The 24,739-nt window shown below is 71.8% G+C and carries 18 protein-coding genes and 1 tRNA gene; 12 read left to right on the top strand and 7 right to left on the bottom strand.

Annotation, left to right across the window (positions count from 1 at the left end):
• The first annotated feature begins 185 nt into the window (after positions 1 to 185).
• The 6 genes from QIS99_RS04740 to QIS99_RS04715 all read left to right on the top strand — a co-directional run bounded on the left by QIS99_RS04740 (position 186) and on the right by QIS99_RS04715 (position 9,631).
• Entirely contained in the window at positions 186 to 1,271 is a 1,086-nt protein-coding gene (locus tag QIS99_RS04740) for an S-(hydroxymethyl)mycothiol dehydrogenase (RefSeq protein ID WP_282510668.1), read from the top strand.
• Positions 1,272 to 1,359: 88 nt separating this feature from the next.
• Complete coding sequence (locus QIS99_RS04735; RefSeq protein ID WP_282510666.1) at positions 1,360 to 3,843, top strand: GcvT family protein; 2,484 nt, start codon at positions 1,360 to 1,362, stop codon at positions 3,841 to 3,843.
• Between the two features lie 53 nt (positions 3,844 to 3,896).
• Positions 3,897 to 5,027, top strand: coding sequence for an aromatic ring-hydroxylating oxygenase subunit alpha (locus QIS99_RS04730; RefSeq protein WP_282510665.1), 1,131 nt, complete (start codon positions 3,897 to 3,899; stop codon positions 5,025 to 5,027).
• A complete protein-coding gene (locus QIS99_RS04725; RefSeq protein WP_282510663.1) occupies positions 5,020 to 6,486 on the top strand; it encodes an aldehyde dehydrogenase family protein in 1,467 nt (488 codons plus the stop codon). The genes QIS99_RS04730 and QIS99_RS04725 overlap by 8 nt, the downstream gene beginning before the upstream one ends.
• Before the next feature lie 17 nt (positions 6,487 to 6,503).
• On the top strand, positions 6,504 to 8,060 hold the full coding sequence (locus tag QIS99_RS04720) for an APC family permease (protein ID WP_282510661.1): 1,557 nt from the start codon (positions 6,504 to 6,506) through the stop codon (positions 8,058 to 8,060).
• Positions 8,057 to 9,631 carry a GMC family oxidoreductase gene (locus tag QIS99_RS04715; protein WP_282510659.1) on the top strand — a complete coding sequence of 525 codons (1,575 nt, stop codon included), beginning with the start codon at positions 8,057 to 8,059 and terminating at the stop codon, positions 9,629 to 9,631. Before QIS99_RS04720 ends, QIS99_RS04715 begins: the two co-directional genes overlap by 4 nt.
• A gap of 216 nt (positions 9,632 to 9,847) precedes the next feature.
• On the opposite strand, the gene QIS99_RS04710 is transcribed toward QIS99_RS04715, so the two are convergent.
• Positions 9,848 to 9,921, bottom strand: a tRNA-Pro gene (locus QIS99_RS04710).
• A 94-nt stretch (positions 9,922 to 10,015) separates the two neighbouring features.
• Between QIS99_RS04710 and QIS99_RS04705 the strand changes: the two genes are divergently transcribed.
• On the top strand, positions 10,016 to 10,519 hold the full coding sequence (locus tag QIS99_RS04705; protein ID WP_282510657.1) for a DUF309 domain-containing protein: 504 nt from the start codon (positions 10,016 to 10,018) through the stop codon (positions 10,517 to 10,519).
• Positions 10,520 to 10,904: 385 nt separating this feature from the next.
• Here the strand turns inward: QIS99_RS04705 and QIS99_RS04700 are convergent, their stop codons facing one another.
• The 4 genes from QIS99_RS04700 to QIS99_RS04685 all read right to left on the bottom strand — a co-directional run bounded on the left by QIS99_RS04700 (position 10,905) and on the right by QIS99_RS04685 (position 16,039).
• Positions 10,905 to 11,546, bottom strand: coding sequence for a response regulator (locus QIS99_RS04700; protein ID WP_282510797.1), 642 nt, complete (start codon positions 11,544 to 11,546; stop codon positions 10,905 to 10,907).
• Entirely contained in the window at positions 11,543 to 13,363 is a 1,821-nt protein-coding gene (locus QIS99_RS04695) for a sensor histidine kinase (RefSeq protein WP_282510655.1), read from the bottom strand. Before QIS99_RS04695 ends, QIS99_RS04700 begins: the two co-directional genes overlap by 4 nt.
• Positions 13,364 to 13,438: 75 nt before the next feature.
• On the bottom strand, positions 13,439 to 15,271 hold the full coding sequence (locus QIS99_RS04690; RefSeq protein WP_282510653.1) for a VanW family protein: 1,833 nt from the start codon (positions 15,269 to 15,271) through the stop codon (positions 13,439 to 13,441).
• A 189-nt stretch (positions 15,272 to 15,460) separates the two neighbouring features.
• Positions 15,461 to 16,039 (bottom strand): TetR/AcrR family transcriptional regulator, encoded by a 579-nt coding sequence (locus QIS99_RS04685; protein WP_282510651.1) that lies wholly within the window; start codon positions 16,037 to 16,039, stop codon positions 15,461 to 15,463.
• A 139-nt stretch (positions 16,040 to 16,178) separates the two neighbouring features.
• On the opposite strand from QIS99_RS04685, the gene QIS99_RS04680 reads away from it, so the two are divergent.
• The 4 genes from QIS99_RS04680 (at position 16,179) to QIS99_RS04665 (ending at position 20,400) form a co-directional block, all read left to right on the top strand.
• The gene (locus QIS99_RS04680; RefSeq protein WP_282510649.1) at positions 16,179 to 16,565 is read left to right on the top strand and encodes a VOC family protein; all 387 of its coding nucleotides are present in this window, start codon (positions 16,179 to 16,181) and stop codon (positions 16,563 to 16,565) included.
• Positions 16,566 to 16,856: 291 nt separating this feature from the next.
• Positions 16,857 to 18,176: an MFS transporter gene (locus QIS99_RS04675; protein ID WP_282510647.1), complete on the top strand. Its 1,320-nt coding sequence runs from the start codon at positions 16,857 to 16,859 to the stop codon at positions 18,174 to 18,176.
• Between the two features lie 80 nt (positions 18,177 to 18,256).
• Positions 18,257 to 19,486: an aminopeptidase P family protein gene (locus tag QIS99_RS04670; protein ID WP_282510644.1), complete on the top strand. Its 1,230-nt coding sequence runs from the start codon at positions 18,257 to 18,259 to the stop codon at positions 19,484 to 19,486.
• A 95-nt stretch (positions 19,487 to 19,581) separates the two neighbouring features.
• On the top strand, positions 19,582 to 20,400 hold the full coding sequence (locus tag QIS99_RS04665) for an IclR family transcriptional regulator (protein WP_282510640.1): 819 nt from the start codon (positions 19,582 to 19,584) through the stop codon (positions 20,398 to 20,400).
• 147 nt (positions 20,401 to 20,547) lie between these two features.
• Here the strand turns inward: QIS99_RS04665 and QIS99_RS04660 are convergent, their stop codons facing one another.
• Both QIS99_RS04660 and QIS99_RS04655 read right to left on the bottom strand, forming a co-directional pair.
• Complete coding sequence (locus QIS99_RS04660) at positions 20,548 to 21,438, bottom strand: polysaccharide deacetylase family protein (protein WP_282510638.1); 891 nt, start codon at positions 21,436 to 21,438, stop codon at positions 20,548 to 20,550.
• On the bottom strand, positions 21,419 to 23,032 hold the full coding sequence (locus tag QIS99_RS04655; RefSeq protein ID WP_282510636.1) for a purine-cytosine permease family protein: 1,614 nt from the start codon (positions 23,030 to 23,032) through the stop codon (positions 21,419 to 21,421). The genes QIS99_RS04660 and QIS99_RS04655 overlap by 20 nt, the downstream gene beginning before the upstream one ends.
• Positions 23,033 to 23,190: 158 nt before the next feature.
• Here QIS99_RS04655 and QIS99_RS04650 point away from each other — a divergent pair, with 158 nt between their 5' ends.
• A complete protein-coding gene (locus QIS99_RS04650; RefSeq protein WP_282510634.1) occupies positions 23,191 to 24,690 on the top strand; it encodes a PucR family transcriptional regulator in 1,500 nt (499 codons plus the stop codon).
• Positions 24,691 to 24,739: the final 49 nt, after the last annotated feature.

The raw sequence follows: 24,739 nt of genomic DNA, 5'->3' as shown, positions 1-24,739 counted from the left end.
GAGGGCTTCCGGCCGCCCCGGCGGGGGCCGTCCGCGCGTGTTCGCAGGATGACGCAGCGTCAGCATCGTTTTGCCAATGCTTGATCCGCACCCCTTGACGGCACCCTGACCGCGTTCCCAAGATGTGGCCATCGTCTCTCATCGCGCAATGCAAAGCGCATGGCGCAACATCAAGGGAGTTGGTCGTGCCACACGAGGTCCGCGCCGTCGTCGCCCTGAAGAAGGGCGCACCCGTCGAGGTGCAGACGATCGCCGTCCCCGATCCCGGTCCGGGCGAGGTCCTGGTCGCGGTGCAGGCCTGCGGGGTCTGCCACACGGATCTGCACTACCGGGAAGGCGCGGTCAACGACGACTTCCCGTTCCTGCTCGGCCACGAGGCGGCCGGCACCGTCGAGTCGGTCGGCGCCGGCGTCACCGACCTCGCCCCCGGCGACTACGTGGTGCTCGCCTGGCGCGCGCCCTGCGGCGCCTGCCGGTCCTGTCGCCGCGGCCGCCCCTGGTACTGCTTCGAGTCGCGCAACGCCGCCCAACCCATGACCCTCCTGGACGGCACCCCGCTCAGCCCGGCTCTCGGCATCGGCGCCTTCGCGGAGAAGACCCTGGTCGCGGCCGGGCAGGCGGTGAAGGTCGACGCGGCCGCCCGCCCCGAGGCCGCGGGCCTGATCGGCTGCGGCGTGATGGCCGGGTACGGGGCTGCCGTCAACACCGGCAACGTCAAGCGCGGCGACACGGTGGCCGTCATCGGCTGCGGCGGCGTCGGCAACGCGGCCATCGCCGGGGCCTGCCTGAACGGCGCCCGCAAGGTCATCGCCGTCGACATCGACGACAAGAAGCTCGACGTGGCGGAGAAGTTCGGCGCCACGCACACCATCAACTCCCGCGGCACGGACCCCATCGAGGCGGTCCGCGCGCTCACCGACGGCTTCGGCGTGGACATCGCGATCGACGCGGTGGGCCGCCCGGAGACGTACAAGCAGGCCTTCTACATGCGCGACCACGCGGGCGTCCTGGTCCAGGTGGGCGTGCCCGACCCGGACATGACGGTAGAGATCCCGCTGATCGACCTGTTCGGCCGCGGCGGCGCGCTCAAGTCGTCCTGGTACGGGGACTGCCTGCCGACCCGCGACTTCCCCGTCCTGATCGACCAGTACCTCTACGGGCTGCTCGACCTGAACGGCTTCGTCACCGAGACGATCGCCCTCGACCAGGTCGAGGAGGCCTTCGGCAAGATGCGCCGGGGCGAGGTGCTGCGGTCGGTCGTCGTGCTCTGACCGCCACCCAGGAACCGCCCAACTCCGATCCGCCCAACTCCCTGCCCGTACGCGGCAGTTCAGCTCACCTCACTGCCCGAGGAGAGGCATGTCAAGCACACCCGAGAACCGCCCCGCCGCAGGCCCCCGCGTCGTCGTCATCGGCGCCGGCATCGTCGGCTGCTCCCTCGCCGACGAGCTCACCGCCCGCGGCTGGACCGACGTCACCGTCCTGGAGCAGGGCCCGCTGCCCGCGCCCGGCGGCTCCACCTCGCACGCGCCGGGCCTGGTGTTCCGTACCGGCCCGTCGAAGACCCTCACGGCCTTCGCCCAGTACACCGTGGAGAAGTTCAACTCCCTTGAGGTGGACGGGCTTTCCTGTTTCAACCCGGTCGGCGGCCTGGAGCTCGCCACCACCCCGGAGCGCTGGTCCGACCTGCACCGCAAGGCCGGCTGGGCCGCCGCCTGGGGCGTACGCGGGGAGCTGGTCTCCGCCGAGCGCTGCAAGGAGCTGTGGCCGTTCATCGACGCCTCCAAGGTGCTCGGCGGCTTCCACACACCCGAGGACGGGCTCGCCCGCGCGCTGCTCGCCTCCCGCGCCCAGCTGGAGCGCGCCCAGAAGCGCGGCGCCACCTTCCTCGACCGGCACACCGTGACCGGCATCGAGCAGGAGGACGGCCGCGTCACCGCCGTCGTCACCGACCGGGGCACCTTCCCGGCCGACCACGTGGTGTCCGCCGCCGGATTCTGGGGCCCCGTCATCGGCCGCATGGCCGGCGTCGACGTACCGCTGCTCCCGCTCGCGCACCAGTACGCGAAGACGAAGCCGCTGCCCGAGCTCGCAGGCGCCGACGACCCGCGCACGGAGGCGTCCCGGCCGATCCTGCGGTTCCAGGACCGCGACCTGTACTTCCGCGAGCACACCGAGCAGGCCGGCACGCGACTCGGCATCGGGTCGTACGCCCACAAGCCGCTGCCCGTCGACCCGTTCGCGCTCCTCGACTACGACACGGCGCGCGCGCACAACATGGACATGCCGTCCTCGTACCCGTTCACCGAGGAGGACTGGGCGCCGAGCTGGGAGGACTGCAAGTGGCTCCTTCCGATGCTGCGGGACGCGGAGGTCGAGGAGGGCTTCAACGGGGTCTTCTCGTTCACGCCCGACGGCATGCCCGTGCTCGGCGAGGCCCGGCAGCTGCGCGGGTTCTGGCTCGCGGAGGCCGTGTGGGTCACGCACTCGGCGGGCGTCGCCAAGGCCGTCGCCGAGTGGATGGTCGACGGCAAACCCTCCCTTGACGTGCACGAGTGCGACCTCACCCGCTTCGAGGACGCGCAGCGCTCGCCCGCGTACGTGCACGACCGCGGGGCGCGGCAGTTCGTCGAGGTGTATGACGTACTGCACCCGCTGCAGCCCGGCGACGAGCCGCGTCCGCTGCGCGTCAGCCCCTTCCACGCCCGGCAGCAGGAGTTGGGCGCGGTGTTCCTGGAGGGCGGCGGCTGGGAGCGCCCGCACTGGTACGAGGCCAACTCGCCGCTCACCGAAGGAATTTCGGCGCCCGCGCGGGACGTGTGGTCGGCCCGCTACTGGTCGCCGATCGCGGCGGCCGAGGCGAAGGCGACGCGCGAGAAGGTGGCGTTGTACGACATGACGCCGCTGCGCCGCCTTGAGGTCACCGGTCCCGGTGCGCTCGCCTTCCTGCAGCGCATGACGTCCAACAACCTGGCGAAGAAGCCGGGCGCCGTCACGTACACGCTGCTCCTGAACGAGGACGGCGGCATCCGCTCCGACCTGACCGTGGCCCGGCTCGCCCCCGACCACTTCCAGCTCGGCGCCAACTCCCCCGCCGACCTGGACTGGCTGCTGCGGCACGCGCCCGCCGACGTGCACATCCGCGACATCACCTCCGGCACCTGCTGCATCGGCGTCTGGGGCCCGCTCGCCCGCGACCTGGTCCAGCCGCTCACCCGCGACGACTTCTCGCACGAGGGCTTCGGCTACTTCCGCGCCAAGCAGACGTACCTCGGCCATGTGCCGGTGACCGCGATGCGTCTGAGTTACGTGGGTGAGCTGGGCTGGGAGCTGTACACCACCGCCGACCTGGGGCTCAGGCTCTGGGACACGCTGTGGGCGGCAGGGCAGGAGTACGGGGTGATCGCGGCCGGCCGGTCGGCGTTCAACAGCCTCCGCCTGGAGAAGGGCTACCGCTCCTGGGGCCACGACATGACCACCGAGCACAACCCGTACGAGGCGGGCGTCGGGTTCGCCGTCCGCATGGACCGCGGCGGCGACTTCACCGGCCGGGACGCACTGGCCCAACTCGGCGCACCAGAGCGGAAGTTGACGGCTCTGCTGCTCGACGACCCGGCCGCCGTCGTCCTCGGCCACGAGCCCGTGCACGTCGACGGCGCCCCCGCCGGCTACGTCACTTCCGCCTCGTACGGCTACACCCTGGGCCGCTGTGTCGCCTACGCCTGGCTGCCGCCGCTGCCCGCCGGTACCGGAGTGCACGTCGAGTACTTCGGCGAGAAGGTGCCGGCGACGGTGGCCGATGAGCCGCTGTTCGACCCGGAAATGGCCCGCATCCGCCGCTAGGGCCCGTCCAGGACGTGTCCGTAAAGTCCGAGTTCCCCCTGAGGAGTACGTACGTGACGACGCACCCCGTCGCCCCCAGCCTGGTGGCCACGCTGCCCGGGCATTACTACACCGACCCCGAACTGTTCCGCCTGGAGCAGGAGCGGGTGTTCGAAGCCCTGTGGTTCTGCGCCGTGCGCAGCGCCGACCTCGACAAACCCGGCGCCTTCCGCACCGTTCAGGTCGGCCGGGAGAGCGTCCTGATCACCCGGTCCCGCACCGGTGAGCTGCGCGCCTTCCTGAACGTCTGCCGGCACCGCGGCGCCCAGTTGTGCACCGAGGAGTCCGGCGAGGTGCGCCGCAACCTGCAGTGCCCGTACCACGCCTGGACGTACGACCTCGACGGCAAGCTCGTCGCCGCGCCCAACCTGACGAAGATGCCCGATGTGGACCGGGCCCAGTACGGCCTGATCACGGTCGCGCTGCGGGAGTGGCTCGGCTACGCCTGGGTGTGCCTGGCCGACGAGCCGCCGTCGTTCGAGGAGACGGTGATCGGCGCGGCCGTGGAGCGGCTGGGCGACACCGCCGCCATCGACCGGTACCGCACCGAGGGCCTCGCGCTCGGCAAGCGCATCACGTACGACGTCAGGTCCAACTGGAAACTGATCGTCGAGAACTTCATGGAGTGCTACCACTGCGCGACGATCCACCCCGAACTCACCGACGTACTCCCGGAGTTCGCGGACGGCTACGCGGCGCAGTACTACGTCGGGCACGGCGCCGAGTTCGGCGACGACGTCAAGGGGTTCACGGTCGACGGCAGCGAGGGCTTCGGCAGGCTGCCGGAGGTCGCCGAGGACCAGGACCGGCGGTACTACGCGATGACCGTCAAGCCGACCGTGTTCGTGAACCTGGTGCCGGACCACGTGATCCTGCACCGGATGTTCCCGCTGGCCCAGGACCGCACGATCGTCGAGTGCGACTGGCTGTACGCGCCGGAAGTCGTGGAGTCGGGCGCCGATCTGTCGAAGTCGGTGGAGCTGTTCCACCGGGTCAACGCCCAGGATTTTGACGCGTGTGAGCGCACTCAGCCGGCGATGAGTTCGCGGGCGTACCGGTCGGGCGGTGTGCTCGTACCGACCGAGCACCACATCGGGATCTTCCACGAGTGGCTGCTGAAGCAGCTGGGGGGCGAGCATGTCTGAGCTGTTCATCGACGGTACGTGGACGTCCGCGCGCGAAGGAAGGACCCGGGAGATCCGCTGCCCCGCCGACGGTTCGCTCGTCGCGGTCGTGGACGAGGCCGGCGCCAAGGACACCCTGGAGGCGATCGCGGCCGCCCGGCGCGCGTTCGACGAGGGCGACTGGCCGCACACCACGGGCGCCGAGCGCGGCGACCTGCTCCTGCGCGTCGCCGATCTGCTGGTCCGCGACAAGGACGCCCTGGCCCGCGCCGAATCCCTCGACACCGGAAAACGCCTGGTGGAGAGCGCGTACGACATGGACGACATCGCGAACTGCTTCCGGTACTTCGGGCGGCTCGCGGCGGCCGAGGCGGGCCGGGTGGTGGAGACCGGGGTGCCGGACGCGGAGAGCCGGGTCGTGCACGAGCCGGTCGGCGTGTGCGCGCTGATCACCCCGTGGAACTACCCGCTGCTGCAGACCGCGTGGAAGGTCGCGCCCGCGCTCGCGGCCGGCAACACCTTCGTCCTGAAGCCCAGCGAGCTGACCCCGCACACCGCGATCCACCTCGTACGGCTGCTCGTGGAGGCCGGACTGCCGGACGGTGTCGCCAACCTGGTCCTGGGCGCGGGCCCCGAGGCGGGCGCCCCGCTCGCCGAGCACCCGGACGTGGACCTGGTGTCGTTCACCGGCGGCCTGCACACCGGCCGGCACCTCATGGCCACCGCGGCCGGAACCGTCAAGAAGGTCGCGCTCGAACTGGGCGGCAAGAACCCCAACATCGTGTTCGCGGACGCCGACTTCGAGACGGCCGTCGACATGGCGCTCACCGCGGTGTTCCTGCACTCCGGCCAGGTCTGCTCGGCCGGGGCCCGGCTCCTCGTCGAGGACTCGCTGCACGACCGGTTCGTCGACGAGGTGGTCCGCAGGGCCCGCGCGATCCGGCTCGGCGGCCCCTTCGACGACCGCGCCCAGACCGGCCCGCTGATCTCGGCGGACCACCTGGCGAAGGTCGAGGCGTATGTGGAACGCGGCGTCCAGGAGGGCGCGCTGCTGCGCTGCGGCGGGGCCCGGCCCTCCGGCGCGGAGTACGAGAACGGCTACTACTACCTGCCGACCGTGCTCGACGAGTGCGCCGCCCCCATGTCGGTCGTGCAGGACGAGTCGTTCGGTCCGGTGCTCACGGTGGAACGGTTCACCGACGAGGCGCAGGCGGTACGGCTCGCCAACGCCGGCATCTACGGGCTCGCGGGCGCGGTCTGGACGAGCGACGAGGCCAGGGCGCGCCGGGTCGCGTCGGCGCTGCGGCTCGGCACGGTGTGGATCAACGACTTCCACCCGTACGTCCCGCAGGCCGAGTGGGGCGGCTACAAGCAGTCCGGCTTCGGCCGTGAGCTGGGCCCCGCCGGGCTCGCCGAGTACCGCGAGACGAAGCACATCTGGCGCAACACCCGCCCGGTCCCGCAGGGCTGGTTCGCGTAACTCCCAGGAGACACCGCATGAAGGCGACCCCCGACAACACGGACGACGCCGAACTTGAGGAGTTCGGCTACCGTCCCGAACTCAAGCGCACCCTCGGCACCTTCCACACCTTCGCCGCGGGCATCAGCTACATCTCGATCCTCACCGGCACGTTCCAGCTCTTCTACTTCGGCTACGCGAACGGCGGCCCGGCCTACTGGTGGTCCTGGCCGATGGTGTTCGCCGGCCAGTTCATGGTGGCCCTGTGCTTCGCGGAGCTGGCCGCCCGCTATCCGGTGGCCGGTTCGGTCTACAACTGGGCGAAGAAGGTGGGCAATCCGCACGTCGGCTGGCTCGCGGGCTGGATGATGCTGCTCGCCTCGGTCGTGTCGATCGCGGCCGTCGCGCTCGCGTACCAGCTGACGCTGCCGCAGATCTCGTCGTTCTTCCAGTTCGTCGGCGACGGCACGGGCACGTACGACGTGGCCACCAACGCGGTGATCCTGGCCGCCGTCCTGATCCTGTTCACGACGCTCGTCAACGCCTTCGGCGTGAAGCTGATGGCCACCATCAACACGGCGGGCGTGTTCCTCGAACTCATCGCCACCGTCGTCCTGATCGTGCTGTTCGCGGTGCATGTGGTGCGTGGCCCGCAGGTGGTCACCGAGACGGCCCACACGGGGGACGGGCAGTCCTTCGGCTATCTCGGCGCCTTCCTCGTCGCCTCGCTCGCCTCCGCGTACGTGATGTACGGCTTCGACACCGCGGCCTCGCTGGGCGAGGAGTCCCTGGACCCGTCGCGGAACGCGCCGCGCGCCATCATCCGCTCGATCGTCGCGTCGTTCGTGCTCGGCGGCCTGATCCTGCTGCTCGCCCTGATGAGCGTCTCCTCGCTGCGCGGCGAGAAGCTGTCCTCCGACGGACTGCAGTACGTGGTGCTCGACGTGCTCGGGCCGACGGCCGGCAAGGCCATGCTGTGGTGCGTGCTCATCGCGGTGACGGTGTGCGCGCTGGCCGTGCACACGGCGGCGATCCGGCTCGCGTTCGCGATGTCCCGCGACAACAACCTGCCCGCGGCCTCGCTGCTCGCTCGGGTCAGCCCGCGCTTCCACACCCCGGTGGCCCCCGCCGTCATCATCGGCGTCCTGTCGCTGGCGATCCTCGTCGTCAACATCCGCCAGCCGCAGATCTTCACCGTGGTCACCAGCATCGGCATCATCATGATCTACGCCGCGTACCTCCTGGTCACCGTGCCGATGCTGATCGCCCGGCTGCGCGGTACGTGGAAGCCCGCCGAGGGCAAGTTCTCGCTCGGCCGCTGGGGCCTGCCCGTCAACGTCCTCGCCGTGCTGTGGGGCGTGGGCATGACCGTCAACCTGCTCTGGCCGCGCGCCGCCGTCTACAACGCCACCGCCCCGTACCACTGGTATCTGCGCTGGGGCGCCGTCCTGTTCGTCGGCGTGATCGCCGGCGGCGGCTTCGCCTACTACTGGTTCGTCCAGCGCCACCGCACCGGCGTGCTCGCCGAGCACGCCGCCGAATCCCCCGCACCGCCCGCCCCTGCCGCCGACCTGGAGGAGGTCTCCACCTCATGAGTTCCGACGCCACCGTTTCCACCGATGTCTTCGACTACGTAGTCGTCGGCGGCGGCACCGCGGGCAACGTCGTCGCGGCCCGCCTCACCGAGGACCCGGACGTCACCGTGTGCGTCCTGGAGGCCGGCCCGAGCGACGTCGGCGACGACAACGTCCTCCGACTGGACCGCTGGATGGGCCTGTTGGAGTCCGGCTACGACTGGGACTACCCGGTCGAGCCGCAGTCCAGCGGCAACAGCTTCATGCGGCACGCCCGCGCCAAGGTGCTCGGCGGCTGCTCCTCGCACAACTCGTGCATCGCGTTCTGGGCCCCGGCGGAGGACCTGGACGCGTGGGCGGCCGGGGGCTGTACGGGCTGGAGCGCGGCCGACCTGTTCCCGCTCTACCGGCGCCTGGAGAACAACGACGCGCCCGGCGACCACCACGGCCGCTCCGGCCCGGTGAAGCTGCGCACCCTCAAGGGCGCGGACGACCCGTGCGGCAACGCCCTGCTTGAGGCCTGCGCCCAGGCGGGCATCCCCACGACACCGTTCAACACCGGGAACACCGTCATACGCGGCGCCAACTGGTTCCAGATCAACTCGGACGAGAACAACGTCCGCCAGTCCTCCTCGGTCGCGTACCTCCACCCGGTGATGGGCAAGCGCCCCAACCTCGAAGTGCGTACGGGCGTGCACGCGAAGCGCCTGGTCTTCGAGGGGCGGCGCTGCGTGGGCACCGAGTACCTGGACCCGGACCAGATCCACACCCGTACGGTCCGCGCCCGCCGCGAAGTGATCGTCTCCTGCGGCTCGATCGACACCCCGAAGCTGCTGATGCTCTCCGGCATCGGACCCGCAACGCACCTGCGGGAGACGGGAGTTGACGTTCTGGTCGACGCGGCGGGCGTCGGCGAGAACCTGCAGGACCACCCCGAGGGCGTCATCATGTGGCAGGCGAGGCAGCCGATGCCGACGCGCTCCAGCCAATGGTGGGAGGCGGGCATCTTCTACGACACCGAGCCCGGCCTGGACCGGCCCGACCTGATGTTCCACTACGGCCAGGTGCCGTTCGACATGAACACCGCCCGGCACGGCTACCCGACGACGGACAACGCGTTCTGCCTCACCCCGAACGTGACGCGCGCCCGCTCCAAGGGCACCGTCCGGCTGCGCACCCGCGACTTCCGGGACAAGCCGAGGGTCGACCCGCGCTACTTCACGCACGAGCACGACGCCCGCGTGATGACGTACGGCCTGAAACTGGCCCGGCGCATCGCCGAGCAGCCGGCGCTCAGCGGCTGGGCGGGCGCGGAGCTGGCGCCGGGCCCGGACGTGCGCACCGACGACGAGCTGCTGGACTACATCCACAAGACCCACAACACCGTCTACCACCCGGCGTGCACGGTGAAGATGGGCGCCGACGACGACGCGCTCGCCCCGCTGGACGCGCGGCTGCGCGTGAAGGGCGTGGAGGGTCTGCGGGTCGCGGACGGCTCGGTGATGCCGGACCTCGTCACGGTCAACCCGTGCATCACGACGATGATGATCGGCGAGAAGTGCGCGGATCTGCTGAGGCAGGACGCCGGCTAGCTTCCCGGACGAGTCCTGCACTGTCGCCCCGGTCATCCCCGCACCGTCGCCCCGGTCACCGCCGGGCCGCCGCTCCGGTCGCCGCGGACAGTCCGCAGGGAACTCGGCCTCAGCGCACTCCGCTTGGAGACGCCCGATCGCAACCGCCCCGAGAACTGATCGAGGGGCCGTTTCAGATTCCTCTGAAACGGCCCCTCGAACTGCGACTTTCACAAGTCGGGACGACAGGATTTGAACCTGCGACCCCTTGACCCCCAGTCAAGTGCGCTACCAAGCTGCGCCACGTCCCGGTGCTCGCTCGCGGGTGTTGCCCGCGCCGTGCAGGAAGTACCTTACCTCACCCCGGACCTGCGCCGATCACCCCCGCCCCGCCACAATCGGAGGGTGAACAGCACTCCTTCCCCGGATGCCCGGGGCCGCGACCGAGACGCCGAGGGCCGCGCCCGCAACGCCCGCCCGCGCGACGGACTCGGCCGCCCCCTGCCGTACGGAGCGCCGGGCGTGGACCGGCAGCCGGAGGGGGTCGTCCGCACCCCCGCCGAGACCCTCGCCGAGGCGCAGGCGCTGCTCGACCGTGGCCGGCCGTTCCACGCCCACGAAGTCTTCGAGGACGCCTGGAAGTCGGGCCCGGAGCGGGAGCGGGCGCTGTGGCGCGGGCTCGCGCAGCTGGCCGTCGGCCTGACCCACGCGGCGCGCGGCAACGCGACGGGCGGGGCGCGGCTGCTGCGCCGCGGCGCCGGGGTGGTCGCGGCGGAGGCGCCCGCGCCGTACGGCATCGACGCACCCGGCCTGGCCGCCTGGGCCGAGGAGTTGGCGGCCCGGGTGGAGCGGGGCGCGGGCCCGGTGGACGCGACAGACTGCGCGCCGAGGCTGCGCGGGACGGGGTAGCGGGCGGGCGGAACGCGGGGCCGGGCCGCAGGCCACAGGGCACGGGGCACGGGCACAGGCCACAGGGCCGCCAGACCGCAGCCGGTCCTCGGCGTACGGACGTCCTGGGCCTCCCCTGAGCCATCCCCTGAGCCATCCGCGTACGGACGCCCCTGGTCAGCGCCCTGCATACCCGCCGGTATTCAGGGCTTGCCCTGATGTTCCGTGCCGTTCGGCCGCCTAACTTTGGTGATCCGGCACCGCTCCGCACCGGGCATCAAGGGGTACGGGGAACGGGGGCACGGTCACGGGTCACGGGGGCCCGGGGCCTGCGCCCGGTCGCGGGGCGGCACCGGGTCGGGGGGAGAGTGCGGTGCGGGTGCTCCCGCCGCTCGCGCAGGTGGGTTCAGGCCTCGCGCAGATAGGTGAGGACGGCCCGGACGCGTCGGTTGTCCTGCGCGTCGGCGTCGATGCCCAGCTTCGTGAAGATGCTGCGTACGTGCGACTCCACCGTCTTCGCCCCGATGACCAGTGCCTGGGCGATGGCGTGATTGGAGCGGCCCTGCGCCATCAGCACGAGCACGTCCCGCTCGCGGGCGGTGAGTCCGGCGAGGGCGCTCGCACCGCGCACCCCGCTCATGAGGTGCGCGACCACCTCGGGGTCGACGACCGTCCCGCCGGCCGCCACCTGCTGCAGGGCGCGGGCGAGCTCGTCGGCGTCGGCGACGCGCTCCTTGAGGAGGTAGCCGAAGCCGCGCGCGTCGTCGGCGAACGCCCGCACGGTCGCGGTGGTCTCCACGTACTGCGAGAGCAGCAGGACGCCGGTGCGCGGGTGCCGGGCGCGGATCGCGGCGGCCGCGCGCAGGCCCTCGTCGGTGTGGGTGGGCGGCATCCGGATGTCGAGGAGGACCGCGTCGGGGCGGTGCCGGTCGACCAGGCCGAGCAGCGGCCCCGGCTCGCCGCAGTGCGCGGGCACGTCGAAGCCCTCGTCGGCCAGGAGGCGTACGAGCCCCTGGCGCAGGATCGCCGAGTCCTCGGCCACGATCACCCGCACGGCAGCTCCGCTCGTACGCGCGTGCCGCCGCCCGCCGGGCTGTGCACGCTCAGCACTCCGTCGACGGCCGCTATCCGGTCGGCGAGACCGCTGAGGCCCGAGCCGCGCGCGGTGTCGGCGCCGCCGATGCCGTCGTCGACGGTCTCCACGACGAGGGTCGTGCCCTGCCGCCGGGCGGAGACGCTGACGGCCCTGGCCCGGGCGTGCTTGGCGGCGTTGGCGAGGGTCTCGCAGACGGTGAAGTACGCGGTGGTCTCCACGACCGCGTCGTAGCGGCCGGGCTCGGCGGCGACCACGACGGGCAGTTCGGCCTGGAGCGCGAGTTCGGCGAGCGCCGGGGCGAGCCCTTCGCGGGTCAGTACGGCGGGGTGGATGCCGTGGGCGAGTCCGCGCAGCTCTTCCAGGGCGAGGCGCAGGCTCTGCTCGACCTCGGCGACGGAGCCGCGCAGCTTCGCGTCCGGGTGGTCGGCGACGCCCTTGCCGACCCGGCGCAGCGCCATCAGGGCGAACACGATGCGGGCCTGCGCGCCGTCGTGCAGGTCGCGTTCGAGGCGGCGGCGCTCGTCGTCGGCGGCGCGCACCAGGCGCGTACCGGCCTCTCTGGCCTCGGTGCGCAGCCAGGCGTTCTCCAGGCCGAGGCGGAGCGCGGCGCCGACGGCGGCGAGGAGTTCGGGGTCCTCGGCGAGTGCCGGATCGTGGTCGAGGACGGCGAGCGGGGTGCCGCGCACGGAGTCGACGCGGGTGGCGCGGGCCCCGTCGGCGCGTACGGGGCGGCCGTCCTCGTCGACGTATGCGCCGCGGATGCCCTGCCCCTGCTGCCACAGGCCGAGCCGCAGCGAGCTGTCGCCGAGGACGCGGGCCAGGACCGCGCGCATCCGGGCCGGGGTGGGGTCCGCGCCGACCTCGATGACCAGGCCGCCGACCGCGGCGTGCTGCAGCCGCATCCGCAGCAGCCCGGCGAGGAACGCGATGGGCACGGCGCACTGCGCGAAGTCGGACAGGAGCAGCACCAGGTCCTCGCCGAGACCGTCGAGCCCGGGGACCGTGAGCAGGACGACGTCCCACAGGATGAAGACGATGGCCGCGCCGATGGCGGCCCAGGCGGGCAGCAGCGCGCGGCGGCGGGCGTGCGAGGCGCGCCGCCAGCGGTGCACGACGGCCGTGGCGGTGAGCACGGAGATCGTCACGGCGAGTGCGCGGCAGGCCAGGTCGACCGGCCCGAAGAGTCCGGCGGCCCCGTCGACGAGCAGCGCGTTGGGCCCGCAGCCGCCGCAGTCCAGGTAGGTGCCGTGGTGGGCGCGGGCGGGATCGAAGGTGAGCGCGCGCAGGAGTCCGCCGACGGCGACGATCGCGTACGTGGCGAGGATCAGGCGGCGGGTGCGGGCGCCGGTGATGCGGCCGTCGGGGAAGGTCAGCACGAGGTGCACGAGGACGGCCAGGTTCAGCCCTTCCCACCAGGCGCCGAGGGCGAACAGGGCCGGTACGGAGGTGCCTTGGAGGTTGCCGATGAACCAGGTGACGCCCTCGGCGACCATGAGCAGGCCGGTCCGGTTGGCGGGCCTGCGCCACCAGGCGACGAGCCCGGCGCCCGCGTACGCCCAGCCGACCGCGAGGTCCCGCACGATGTCGGCGCCGTCGGCCCCGGCCCGCGCGTACGCCCACGCCCCGGCCGCGCCCGCGCCGACGGCGGCGCCCGCGCCCAGGCCGAGCCGGAAGCCGGGCCGGTTGCCGGGCCGGATGCCGGGCCGGATGCCGGGCCGGTTGCCGGGCCTCCGCGGCCTGATTCCGGTTCCTGTCCCCGCCGCTGTCACGGGCACACGCTAAGGCATGGGCTCCTGCCGGGCGCCGGTCGGTGGCCGGAAGACGGCCGGGGCCTGCGGTTCGCCCTATTCGCCCGGGCCTGGGCGCTCACCCGCGGCCGCCTGCTGCTCGTCACCCGGCGTCGGCTCGCCGCCCGGTGTCGGCTCGTCACCCGGCGTCGGCTCGGCCGTCGCCTCCGGTTCGCAGGTGACCTTGTCGCGGGGCGTGTAGTGGGTGCGGTACGGCTCGCGTTTCACTTCCCGGCCGTCGTCCTTGAGGATCCGCTCCACGGTGATGTCGAAGCCTTCGAGCGGGGTCTGCGGCTCGCACTGCTCGGAGGTGTTGGTGCGCTCCTTGGGCTGCGTGATGTTCTCGCGCTCGCCCTGGGTGGCGAGGACCTCGTCGTACTTCTTCGTGCCGAGGAAGGTGACCGTCACCGAGGTGTCCGTGGACTCGGCCTTGATGTAGATCGCGTTGCCGGAGTCGTTGAGGAAGCGCAGGTCGAGGCTGCCCCAGGCGACGGTGGCCTCGCGGCCCGCGGGGTAGCGCTCGATGTAGAAGGAGTGCGCGCCATATTCGAGGGGCTTCACGCCGGCGAAGAACAGGGCGTTGTACATCGTCGTGGCGACGGTGGAGACACCGCCGCCCGCGGCCTTGGTGTACATGCCGTTGAGGATGATCGTGCCGTCGACGAAGCCGTTGGCCTTGGTGCGCTCGCCGACGGTGCGGTTGAAGCTCCACTCCTGGCCCGGCTTGACGAGCGAGCCGTTGATCAGCTCGACGGCCCGGCCGATGTTCTTCGTGCGGTACGCGGCCCGCTCGAAGTCGACCGTGAACGACGACATCTTCTCGGTCAGGCCGAGCTCGGCGGCGCTCTCGCGGGTGATCTGCGGCTGCGTGGTCCGGGTGGCGACCTCGCCGGTACGGGCTGCGGCGCCGGTCCGGGTGAGCAGCGGCAGCACGGCCTTGCCGAGGGCCTTGTCGGTGACGGTCCGCCCGGGCCTGCCGTCGCTCGCGACCACCACCCTGTCGCCGTCGAGCCCCAGTTCGGCGTTCTTCGCGGCGCCGGTGAGGCGGGCGAGGGGCTTGGCTACCTCGGGGTCCTTGATCAGGCCTGCGCTGTCCAGGTGCGGCTCCAGCCGGCCGGAGGCGTCGGCCTTGAGGTCGAGGTGCTCGCCGAGGGTGTCGGGCCCGATGGTGAGCTCGCCGCCGCCGACGTCCAGGGTGACCGGGCCGGACATGGCGGGTTCGGCGAACTCGCGCAGGGCCCGGCCGGTCTCGGCCGCGGTGACCTTCGGCTCGGTGTCGTGCGTCGGCAGCTGCGTCCGGTCCGTGCGGGCCGCGGGCTTTTCGGGGAGGTACGCGGACCGCAGCGCGGTGACGGCCCCGTCGACGTCGAGGGTGTGGCCGGTGCGGGCCTGGCGGGCCTCGGGCTTGCCGTCCTTGAAGGCGACGGCGCCGTCGCGGACCTGCTGATCGTGCTCCTCGGCCAGGTCCTGGAGGGCGGCGCGCGCCTTGCGCTCGTCAAGGTGGACGACGGGTTCGACGTCGCCGCCGGAGCGGAAGAGCCCGCCGATCACCGTGACCGGGTCGGCGCCGCCGCGGGCCGCCCGGTCGACGGTGGCCTCGGTGTCGACGCTGAGACCGGCCGCCGCGGGGTCGATCGTGTCCTCGCGGTCGCCGATGCGCACGGCGAGGGGTTGCGCGCCCTCGCCCGCGACGAGCTCGCGCTGCAGCTTCTGCTCGGCCTCGGCACGGCTGAGGCCGCCGACGTCCACGCCGCGTATGCGGGTGCCTGGGTCGATGCCGTCGCCGTTGATCAGCGTGCCCGCCAGGTAGAGCCCGCCGGCGCCGACCGCGAGGACACCTCCCGCGATCGCGGCGGGGTTCAGGTACCCGGGGCGTATTCGCTGCTGCATGGAGCTCCCTCGGAGACGACGGCGGGGCAACCGAGCAAGTAACTCATATTCGGGCATTGCACCCATAGGGCGCATCTCACATGCACTTCGCCCGGCCCCGGGAGCGCTCTGCCCCCTCAGGCCCCCCGGCCCGCCCGAACCTCCTCGGCGAACCCCTCCACGTACCGGCGGCCCGCGGCAGGGTGAGGCTCACGCCCCGGGCGGCGCGCTCCGCTCCACGAGCACGGCGATGATGTGGTCGATGCCGTGCGGTTCGAGGAGCGCGGGCACCGTCAGGTCGTCCACGATGACGCCGAGCATGGCGAGGTAGAGCAGCAGCACGGTGTCCCGGTCGCCGGGGAGGCCCGCGTCGAGGTGCCAGGCGATGTTGTCGTCGAGCAGCTCGGTGAACGTGCGGGTCAGGTCAGCCTGCAGCTCCGGCCGGCGCGTGGCCTCCAGGCGGAGCTCCAGCATGGCGAGGTGGCTGCTGCGGTCGGCCCGCATCCGCTCGACCAGCTGCCGCAGCAGGGTGGCGTTCAGCTCGCGGCCGGGCTCGGCGCTCATGGTCTCTTCCATGGCGGCCGGGTCCGGGGTCAGGCGCTCCTTCGTACGGCCCATGATCTGGCGGAGCAGTTCGGCGCGATTGGCGAAGTAGTTGGTGGTGGTGCCGGTGGGGACTCCGGCGGCCTTGTCGACGGCGCGCAGGGTGAGCCCCCGCGATCCCTCCTGGGCCAGGACGTCGATCGCGGCGTCGAGCAGCGCGGTCCGCCGGGCGGGATTCTGTCGCATGGGTCTCCCCCACTAGTCACACACAAGTCACACACAAGTCACACACAAGCCACAACTGCGAACGCAGTACTACAGATTTACCACTTCACGTAGAGTACGTTACGGCGGGACCGCCGACGACCGAGGAGAAGGACTGCCCATGCGAGTGCGAGTCAAGGACTTCGACCACCTCGTCCTGAACGTCGAGGACGTCGAACGCGCCCTGGAGTTCTACTGCGGACCGCTCGGCCTGGAGCCGGTGCGGGTGGAGGAGTGGCGCGCAGGGAAGGTCCCGTTCCCCTCGGCCCGGGTCAACGCGACCACGATCATCGACTTCTTCGCCCGCCCGCGCCACGAGTCGAACGTGGACCACATCTGCCTGGTCGTCGAGCCGCTGGACTGGCAAGAGGTCATCGACGCGGGCGAGTTGACGGTCCTCGACGGCCCGGCCCCCCGCTTCGGCGCCCGCGGCGACGCCCAGTCGGTCTACGTACGGGACCCGGAGGGGAACACGGTCGAGCTGCGGTGGTATCCGCAGGACGCGTAACCGTACGCACGGGCACACACGTACGGACACACGCGTACGTACACGCGTACGCCCGTACGCCTACGCGCACGCACACACGCACACTCGCGCCCACGACAGGCCGTGCCGGAACTCTCCGGCGCGGCCTTTTCGTTGCCTCACCCTCTCCGAGTCATGCGTTGCGTCGCAAGCAACTCTGATGCATTACGAGCATCCATCCTTGTCATTTTCCTTGACACCTTGAATCCCTGTTCCCATAGTGGCGCTCATCGTTGCTTCTCGCGCAACCCTGATGCATGGGAGCCAGGTTCCATGAGCAACCCCACCGTCCCGCCGGACACCGACACCGGGACCGGGACCGACACCGGGACGCGTCGCCGGGTGGTCGCCGCCAGCTTCATCGGCAACTTCGTCGAGTGGTTCGACTACGCCGCGTACGGCTATCTGGCGGCGACCATCTCGACGGTCTTCTTTCCGGCGACCGACCGCACCACGGCGCTCCTCGCGACGTTCAGCGTGTTCGCCCTCTCGTTCCTCGTGCGGCCGCTCGGCGGGTTCGTGTGGGGGCACATCGGCGACCGGGTCGGGCGGCGCAGCGCGCTCTCGCTGTCCATCGTGATCATGTCCGTGGCGACCTTCTGCATCGCCCTGCTGCCCAGCTATGAGGCCGTCGGGCTGCTCGCGCCGCTGCTGCTGCTCGCCGTGCGGATCGTGCAGGGCTTCTCGGCCTCCGGCGAGTACGCGGGCGCCTCCGCGTTCCTGGTGGAGTACGCGCCCGAGGGCCGGCGCGGGCTCTACGCCTCCGTCGTCCCGGCCAGCACCGCGACGGGGCTGCTGCTCGGTTCGCTGCTCGCGGCGCTGCTCACCGAGTTGCTGTCCGCGGAGCAGATGCACAGCTGGGGCTGGCGGCTGCCGTTCCTCCTGGCCGCGCCCCTGGGCCTGATCGGCCGGTACATCCGGCTGCGCCTTGAGGACACCCCGGCGTTCCGCGCCCTTGAGGGGGAGCACGAGGTCACCCGGACCCCGGCCAAGGAGATGCTGCGGGACAACCGGCGCCCGCTGCTGCTCGCGATGGGTGCCACGGTACTCAACGCGGTCGCCTTCTACATGCTGCTCAGCTACATGCCGACGTACCTCTCTCAGGAGCTCGGCGTCGACGCCACCGCGTCGTTCCTCGCCACCACCGTCGCACTCACGGTCTACATCGCCTTCGTCTTCTGCACCGGCCTGGCCTCGGACCGCTTCGGCCGGAAGAAGCTGCTGATCGGCGCCTCCGTCCTGTTCGCCCTGGGCACCGTGCCGGCGTTCCTGCTGCTCGACGGGGCCGGGCTGCTGACCGTCATCGCGGTCCAGGTGCTGCTCGGCGGCATGCTCGCCCTCAACGACGGCACCCTGCCCAGCTTCCTCGCCGAGCAGTTCCCGACCCGGGTCCGCTACAGCGGCTTCGCCATCAGCTTCAACCTGGCCAACGCGCTGTTCGGCGGCACGGCGGCCTTTGTCGGCACCCTGCTCATCTCCTGGACCGGCAGCCCGCTCGCCCCGGCCTGGTATCTGGCCGCCGCGGCACTTGTCTCCCTCGGGGCCGTGCTCGCCGCGCGCGAGACCGCACGTCAGCCGCTCCGCGAGGGCTGACCCGCACGAACCACCGTACGAACCGCGTACGGACCACCGCACGAACCACCGTACGAACCCACCCACAAGAAGGAGTACGCATGTCCACCACCGACCTCCAGCGCCTGAAGCTCATCCGCAACGGTGAGAAGGAGCAACTGACGTTCTCCGACGCCGAGATGGAGCGGCGCCTGGCCGGGCTGCGCAAGGTGATGGCACAGGGTGACATCGACGTCGCCCTGTTCACCTCGTACCAGAACATCAAGTACTACTCCGACTTCCTCTACACCGCCTTCGGGCGCCCGTACGCGCTGATCGTCACCGCGGACGACCAGATCACGGTCACCGCGAACATCGACGCCGGCATGCCCTGGCGGCGCTGCTACGGGGACAACGTCGTCTACACCGACTGGCAGCGCGACAACTACGTGCACGCCATCCACGAGACCCTGAAGCAGCGGTCGATCGACCCGCGCCGCATCGGTGTCGAGCACGACAGCCTGCCGCTCGACCAGCTGCGGAAGTTCCAGGACGCCTTCTCCGGCGCCGAGTTCACCGACATCGCGGCGGCGACCATGCGGGAGCGGATGGTCAAGTCGGACGAGGAGATCGCCCTCATCAAGGAGGGCGCACGGATCGGCGACCTCGGCGGCGAGGCGGTGCGCGCGGCGATCGCCGAGGGCGTCGCGGAGTACGAGGTGGCGCTTGCGGGCAGCCAGGCGATGATCCGCGAGATCGCCCGCGCGCACCCGCACACCGAGATCCGCGACACCTGGGTGTGGTTCCAGTCGGGCATCAACACCGACGGCGCGCACAACTGGCCGACCACCCGCACCGTGCGCCGCGGCGACATCCTCAGCCTCAACTGCTTCCCGATGATCTCCGGTTACTACACCGCCCTGGAGCGGACGCTGTTCTACGGCGAGCCGGACGCGCGCTCGCTGCGGCTGTGGGAGGTCAACGTCGAGGTGCACCGCCGCGGCCTGGAGCTGATCAAGCCGGGCATCAGCTGCGCCGAGATCGCCCACGCCCTCAACGAGATCTACATCGGCCACGGCCTGCTGCCCAACCGCACCTTCGGCTACGGCCACTCCTTCGGTGTGCTGTCCCACTACTACGGCCGCGAGGCGGGCCTGGAACTCCGCGAGGACATCGACACCGTCCTGGAGCCCGGCATGGTGGTGTCCATGGAGCCGATGCTGATGGTGCCCGAGGGCGAGCCGGGCGCGGGCGGGTACCGCGAGCACGACATCCTCGTCGTGGGCGAGGCCGGCGCCGAGAACATCACCAAGTTCCCGTTCGGCCCGGAGCACAACATCGTGGGCGCCTGACGCCTGACCGGTGACCACTGAGCGCGCGGTGCCGCATCGTCCCGAACGGACGGTGCGGCATCGCGCGTACGACCATGCGGCAGGATGGGCGCACCATGGCAGACACTCAGACGGACAAGACGACCGACGGCGCGGGCGAGAACCGCGGCATCTCCGTGCTCCACAACGGCATCTCCGTACTGCTCAGCTTCAGCGCGGACGAACCGCTGCTCGGCGTCACCGAGATCGCCGCACGGGTCGGCCTGCACAAGAGCACCGTCTCCCGCATCCTCGCCACCCTGGAGCTCGACGGCCTCGTCGAACGGGACCCGGAGACCCGGCGCTTCCGCCTCGGCCTCGGCGTCATCGCCATGGCGGGACCGCTCCTCGCCGACCTCGACGTACGAAGGGTCGCGCACCCGGTGCTGCGGGAGCTGAGCCGCCGTACGGGCGAGACCGCGGCGCTGATGCTGTGGAACGGGTCGGAGGCGGTCTGCGTCGAGCAGGTGCCCAGCCACCACGAGGTCAAGCACACCACCCCGCTCGGCACCCGCTACACCACCGCGGCCAGCTCGTCCGTCCAGGTCTTCCTCGCCCAACTGCCCGCCCCCGCCGCGCGATCCCTGCTGACCGGCGGCGCCCTGGTCCTCCCGGGCACGGACGACGCGGCGCTCGACGCGTACCTGGCGCGGCTCGACGAGGTGCGCGAGCGGGGGTACGCCGCCAACTACGGGGAGACCTCGCTGCAGGAGGTCGGCGTGGCCGCGCCGGTCTTCGACCACCGGGGCGACGTGGCCGCCACCGTGCTCGTCTCCGCGCCGCGCTTCCGGGTCTCCCCCGACCAGCTGCCGATCCTCGGCGAGGCCGCGCGCGAGGCGGCGGACCAGGTGACGCGGCGGCTGGGCGGGCACCGGCCGGGGCAGGACACGGACTGACGGCGCCCGACACCGGCCGAGGGCACGGCACAACTCCCGTACCGCTGTGCGTGGTACGGGAGTTGTCGTGTTCGGGGGTTGTCGTGTTCGGGGGTTGTCGTGTTTCGGGGGTTGTCGTGTTTCGGGAGTTGTCGCGTTCCGGCAGTCTCAGTCGGCGGTCGGGTCCGTGGGCCGCGGCGCGTACTTCTCGGGTACCTCGACGCGCTCGACTCGCCGGATCTCGGTGACCGTGCGTGCCGTGTGGGCGGCGATCTCGGCGAGCGTGGTGACCCACATGCCGTCGAGGGCGCGGACGTCGGCGATCAGCCGTTCCAGGGCGGCGGCGCGGGCGGGACGGCCGGAGAGGAACGGGTGGTTGGTGAGGACGAAGCAGCCGCCCTCGGCGTGCTGCGCCTCCGCTTCGAGCAGCCACATCTCGTGCGCCTTGCGCGGGCTCTCGATCACGCCGCTGCCGGTCCAGCCCGGGTAGAAGGCGTACTGCTCCCAGTCGTCGAGGCTCCAGTCGACGGGTATCTCGACCAGGTCGCCGGGCTCGGCACTGCCGTGCAGGCGGTAGGGGACGTCGCCGTCGAGGAGGCTGGAGTCGTAGCCGAAGCCGCGCTCGATGAGCAGGTCGGGGGTGTGCCAGTTCATCTCCCACCACGGGGCCCGGTAGCCGACCGGGCGGGCGCCGGCCCGGTCCAGGGCCTCCAGGCCGCGATCCAGGTACTCCGCCTCCGTCGCCGCGTCGATGCCGCGCATCGGCTCGTGGAGGTAGCCGTGGTGGGCGACCTCGTGGCCGTCGTCGACGATCGTCCGCACCAGGTCGGGGTAGGTGTCGGCGGTGAAGCCCGGGACGAAGAAGGTGGCCCGTACGTCGAGGCGCCGCAGCAGCCGCAGCAGCCGGGGGACGCCGACGCGCGGCCCGTACGCCTGATGGGACATCAGGGACATCCGGGATGAGGCCGCCGGGTCGTGGGCGAGGACGCAGGACTCGGCGTCCACGTCGAAGGTGAACGCGGCGGCGGCGCGGCGGCCCTCAGGCCAGGGGAAGTTCATCGTCGAGCCTTTCCGGTGCGGCGGGAGAGGGGGCGGCAGCCTTCGGAGCCGGGGTCGGAGCCGGGGTCGGAGCTGGAGCGGGAGCCGGAGTCGGAGCCGCACTCGGAGCCGGAGTCGGAGCCGGAGTCGAGGTGCGGCGGGCGGCGCGCGGCCCGAGTACCGCGTACACCCCCGCGCTGGTGAGGCCGCCGGCCAGCCAGGACAGGTCGACGCCGCCGAGGGCGACGGCGGCCGGGCCCTGGAACGGCGGGATCAGCCCGTACATGAAGAGCCAGGTGGCGAAGACACCGGCGGCGAAGGCGGTGAGGCCCGCCCCGTTGACGTCGGGCAGCCGGCGGGAGCCCACGGGGTCGAAGAGGCGCTCGACGCCCGCCGTGCCGCGGTCGATGCGGCCGTAGTGGACGAGCATGATGCCGCCCCAGGCGGAGACCCAGGCGACCAGGCCGATCAGCCAGGTGTCGAGGATGGCGGCGAAGTCGGACTGGTAGACGAAGAAGACCACGACGGCCATGGAGAGGACCCCGACGACGCTGCTCAGGGTGCGCCGGTGCACCTTGATGTCGAGGGCCTGGGCGGCGACGGTGAAGGTGTAGATGTTCAGGATGTTGGTGGCGATCGGCCCGTGCAGGACGAGCAGCAGCACGGGTACGGCAAGGGCGCCGAAGTTCTCCACGATCAGCCGACCCGGGTCGACGTCGCCGTTCTTCGTGGCGAGCGTCGCGCCGAGAACGCCGAGCCAGACGACGGGCACGAACTGGCCGAGCGTGCTGGCCAGATACAGCTTGCGCCGGGGCATGCTGCGGCTGACGAAGCGCGAGTAGTCGGCGGCGTACGTGAACCAGGTGATGCCCCAGCCGATGCCGATCGCTGTCATCACGGCCGTCATCGCGGCGAACCGGTCCGGGCCGGTGAGGACCTGGCCGGGCGGTCCCGCGTACGACCAGTCGATGTCGAGGAAGAACCACGCGGCCACCGACATCGCCACCAGGACCACGATGGTGGGCGGCACCGTCCAGCGCTCGAAGGCGGAGATCGCGCGGTAGCCGACCCAGGAGATGACCACCTGGATGCCCATGATCAGGGCGGCCACCCCGATCTTCCAGGCGTGGTTGGCCTGGAGCGGGTCGACCACGCCGAGCCGGCCGAGCAGCGCCATGACCAGGTCGAGGATGATCCACGTGTTGACCGAGCACCAGCCGACGGCGAGCAGCGCCTGAATGGCGGCGGGCAGATAGTTGCCACGGCGCCCGAAGGCGGCCCGGCCGAGGACCATGCCGGTCACTCCGGTGCGCTGCCCCATGAGGACGAACACGCCGAAGAACGCCATGCCGATGAGGTTGCCCACGACGAGGACGATCAGCGTGTCGGCGAGCCCGAGGCCGAGGTGCACGCCGAGCGCGCCGAGCACCCAGTTGATGGGCGCGATATTGGCCCCGCACCAGATCCAGAACTGCCCGGACACGCTGGCGGTCCGCGCGCTCTCCGGTACGGGCTGCAGCGTGCCCTCGACGTCATGGGCGGTGGACGGCGGGGACGGTTGTGGTCGAGACGGCTGAGGAGGCCGAGGAGGCTGAGGGGGCGGGGACGCTGACATCAGTTGACTCCCAACGGGGGCTGGCTCCCAACGGAGGTGGCCGGGCGGACGGCCGGGTTCGCCCTGCTTGCCGAGCCATCCTGGTGTCGCACGTCACAGAGGCCAACGCACGATCTGTCGCACAGACGGCGGGAAGTGGTACACAAATCGTCATGCGGATGACAGTGTCGCGAGTCCTTGCCCATCCCAGCCTCGCCCCTGCCAGGCCGCGGGTCCTCACGGGCTCGGAGGGTCTGGAGCGGGCCGTGCGCTGGATCCACTCCAGCGAGGTGCTCGCGATCGCGCCGCTGCTGCGCGGCGGCGAGCTGCTGCTCACCGGCGGCACCACGCTGGCGCACGCGAGCGAGGACCAACTGCGGTCCTACGCAAGGAGTCTGGCGGAGCGCGCGGTGGCGGGCGTCGCGATCGAGACCGGCGGGGAGCTGTCCGCCGTACCGCCCGCACTGCTCGCCGAGGCGTCCGCCCTCGGCTTCCCGGTGGTCGAGCTGCGGCGGGTCGTCCCGTTCGTGGAGGTCGCCGAGGTGATCAACGCGAGCCTGGTGGACGACTCCGTGGTGCGGCTGCGGTCCGCCGGGGTGCTGTCCCACGCGATGTCCGGGAGCCTCGCCGACGGCGGTGGCGTGCAGGAGGTCCTGGACACCCTCGTACGGCATGTGGCGGCCGGAGCGGCGCTGTTCGACGCCGTCGGCCGGGTGATCGCGACGAGCAGCCCCGAGGGCCGTCCGGAGCTCGAACTGCCGGACTCCGGGGGCGGACTTGCGGCGCCGCTGGCGATCCGCGGGGTGCCCACGGCCACGCTGGTGCTCTACCCGGACGCCGAGGCCGATGTCGCCCTGCTCGAACTGGCTCAGGACCGGGCGGTAGAGGCCCTGCAGCTGGCGCTGCTGCGCACCCGCCCGCCCGGCGCGCGGGAGCTGGCCGCGAGCGAGCTGGTCCGGCTTGCCGCGGGCGGCAGCGCCCAGCCGCAGCGCATCCGCCGCCTCGGCGCGTCACTCGGCTTCCCGCCCGACGCCCCGGTGGTGGCGGTCGCGGTGCGGGCGGCCCGGACCCCGGCCGCGCTCCGGGGCCTGGACGCCGTGCTCGCCCTGCACGGGCGGGCCGCGGTCGACATGCCGTCCCCGCTCGCCGTGCACGCGCTGGTTTCCCTGCGTGCCCCGCACCGCGCCGCGAGCGGCGTCCGGCCCCGCCTGATCGCGGCGCTCCGCGAGTGGTGCGCCGACGACCGTACGGCGGTCGCGGTCGGCCCCGCACTGCCCGAACTGGCCGACGCCGCGGCCTCGTTGCGTGCGGCGACGGAGTGCCTGCCGCGGCCGGGCGGCGCGTTCGCCGGCGGCGTCGCCGACGCGACCGAGCGGGGCGTGGAGCGGCTGCTGCTCGACGACGCGTTCCGCACTCCGGCGGAGCAGCTCGTACGCGAACAGCTGGGGCTGCTGCTGACGTTGCGCGACGAGGAGCGCGACGTACTGCTCACCACGCTGAGCGCGTACTTCGACTCCGGCTTCAACAAGACCCGTACGGCGGCCGACCTGCATCTGCAGCGGCAGTCCCTCTACGCCCGCCTGCAACGCGCCTTCGACCTCCTCGGCGGCGACCCGACGGGCACCCCTCGCGCGCTGCCGCTCCATCTGGCGCTGCGGGTCTGGCGGGAGGGGGTGTGAGGGGCGGCCTGTCCGGACCGCCCCTCGGGCCAGGGACTGCGCGACGGCT

Source organism: Streptomyces solicavernae, assembly GCF_029968095.1.
GTDB classification, from domain to species: domain Bacteria; phylum Actinomycetota; class Actinomycetes; order Streptomycetales; family Streptomycetaceae; genus Streptomyces; species Streptomyces solicavernae.
This window is presented reverse-complemented; position numbering and strand designations above follow the sequence as displayed.

Excerpts from the sequence above, each read along its gene's own strand:
- QIS99_RS04735 (WP_282510666.1), top strand. The coding sequence starts at position 1,360 with ATGTCAAGCACACCCGAGAACCGCCCCGCCGCAGGCCCCCGCGTCGTC.
- QIS99_RS04725 (WP_282510663.1), top strand. The coding sequence starts at position 5,020 with ATGTCTGAGCTGTTCATCGACGGTACGTGGACGTCCGCGCGCGAAGGA.
- QIS99_RS04720 (WP_282510661.1), top strand. The coding sequence starts at position 6,504 with ATGAAGGCGACCCCCGACAACACGGACGACGCCGAACTTGAGGAGTTC.
- QIS99_RS04715 (WP_282510659.1), top strand. The coding sequence starts at position 8,057 with ATGAGTTCCGACGCCACCGTTTCCACCGATGTCTTCGACTACGTAGTC.
- QIS99_RS04690 (WP_282510653.1), bottom strand. The coding sequence starts at position 15,271 with ATGCAGCAGCGAATACGCCCCGGGTACCTGAACCCCGCCGCGATCGCG.
- QIS99_RS04685 (WP_282510651.1), bottom strand. The coding sequence starts at position 16,039 with ATGCGACAGAATCCCGCCCGGCGGACCGCGCTGCTCGACGCCGCGATC.
- QIS99_RS04680 (WP_282510649.1), top strand. The coding sequence starts at position 16,179 with ATGCGAGTGCGAGTCAAGGACTTCGACCACCTCGTCCTGAACGTCGAG.
- QIS99_RS04675 (WP_282510647.1), top strand. The coding sequence starts at position 16,857 with ATGAGCAACCCCACCGTCCCGCCGGACACCGACACCGGGACCGGGACC.
- QIS99_RS04670 (WP_282510644.1), top strand. The coding sequence starts at position 18,257 with ATGTCCACCACCGACCTCCAGCGCCTGAAGCTCATCCGCAACGGTGAG.
- QIS99_RS04665 (WP_282510640.1), top strand. The coding sequence starts at position 19,582 with ATGGCAGACACTCAGACGGACAAGACGACCGACGGCGCGGGCGAGAAC.
- QIS99_RS04660 (WP_282510638.1), bottom strand. The coding sequence starts at position 21,438 with ATGAACTTCCCCTGGCCTGAGGGCCGCCGCGCCGCCGCCGCGTTCACC.
- QIS99_RS04655 (WP_282510636.1), bottom strand. The coding sequence starts at position 23,032 with ATGTCAGCGTCCCCGCCCCCTCAGCCTCCTCGGCCTCCTCAGCCGTCT.
- QIS99_RS04650 (WP_282510634.1), top strand. The coding sequence starts at position 23,191 with ATGACAGTGTCGCGAGTCCTTGCCCATCCCAGCCTCGCCCCTGCCAGG.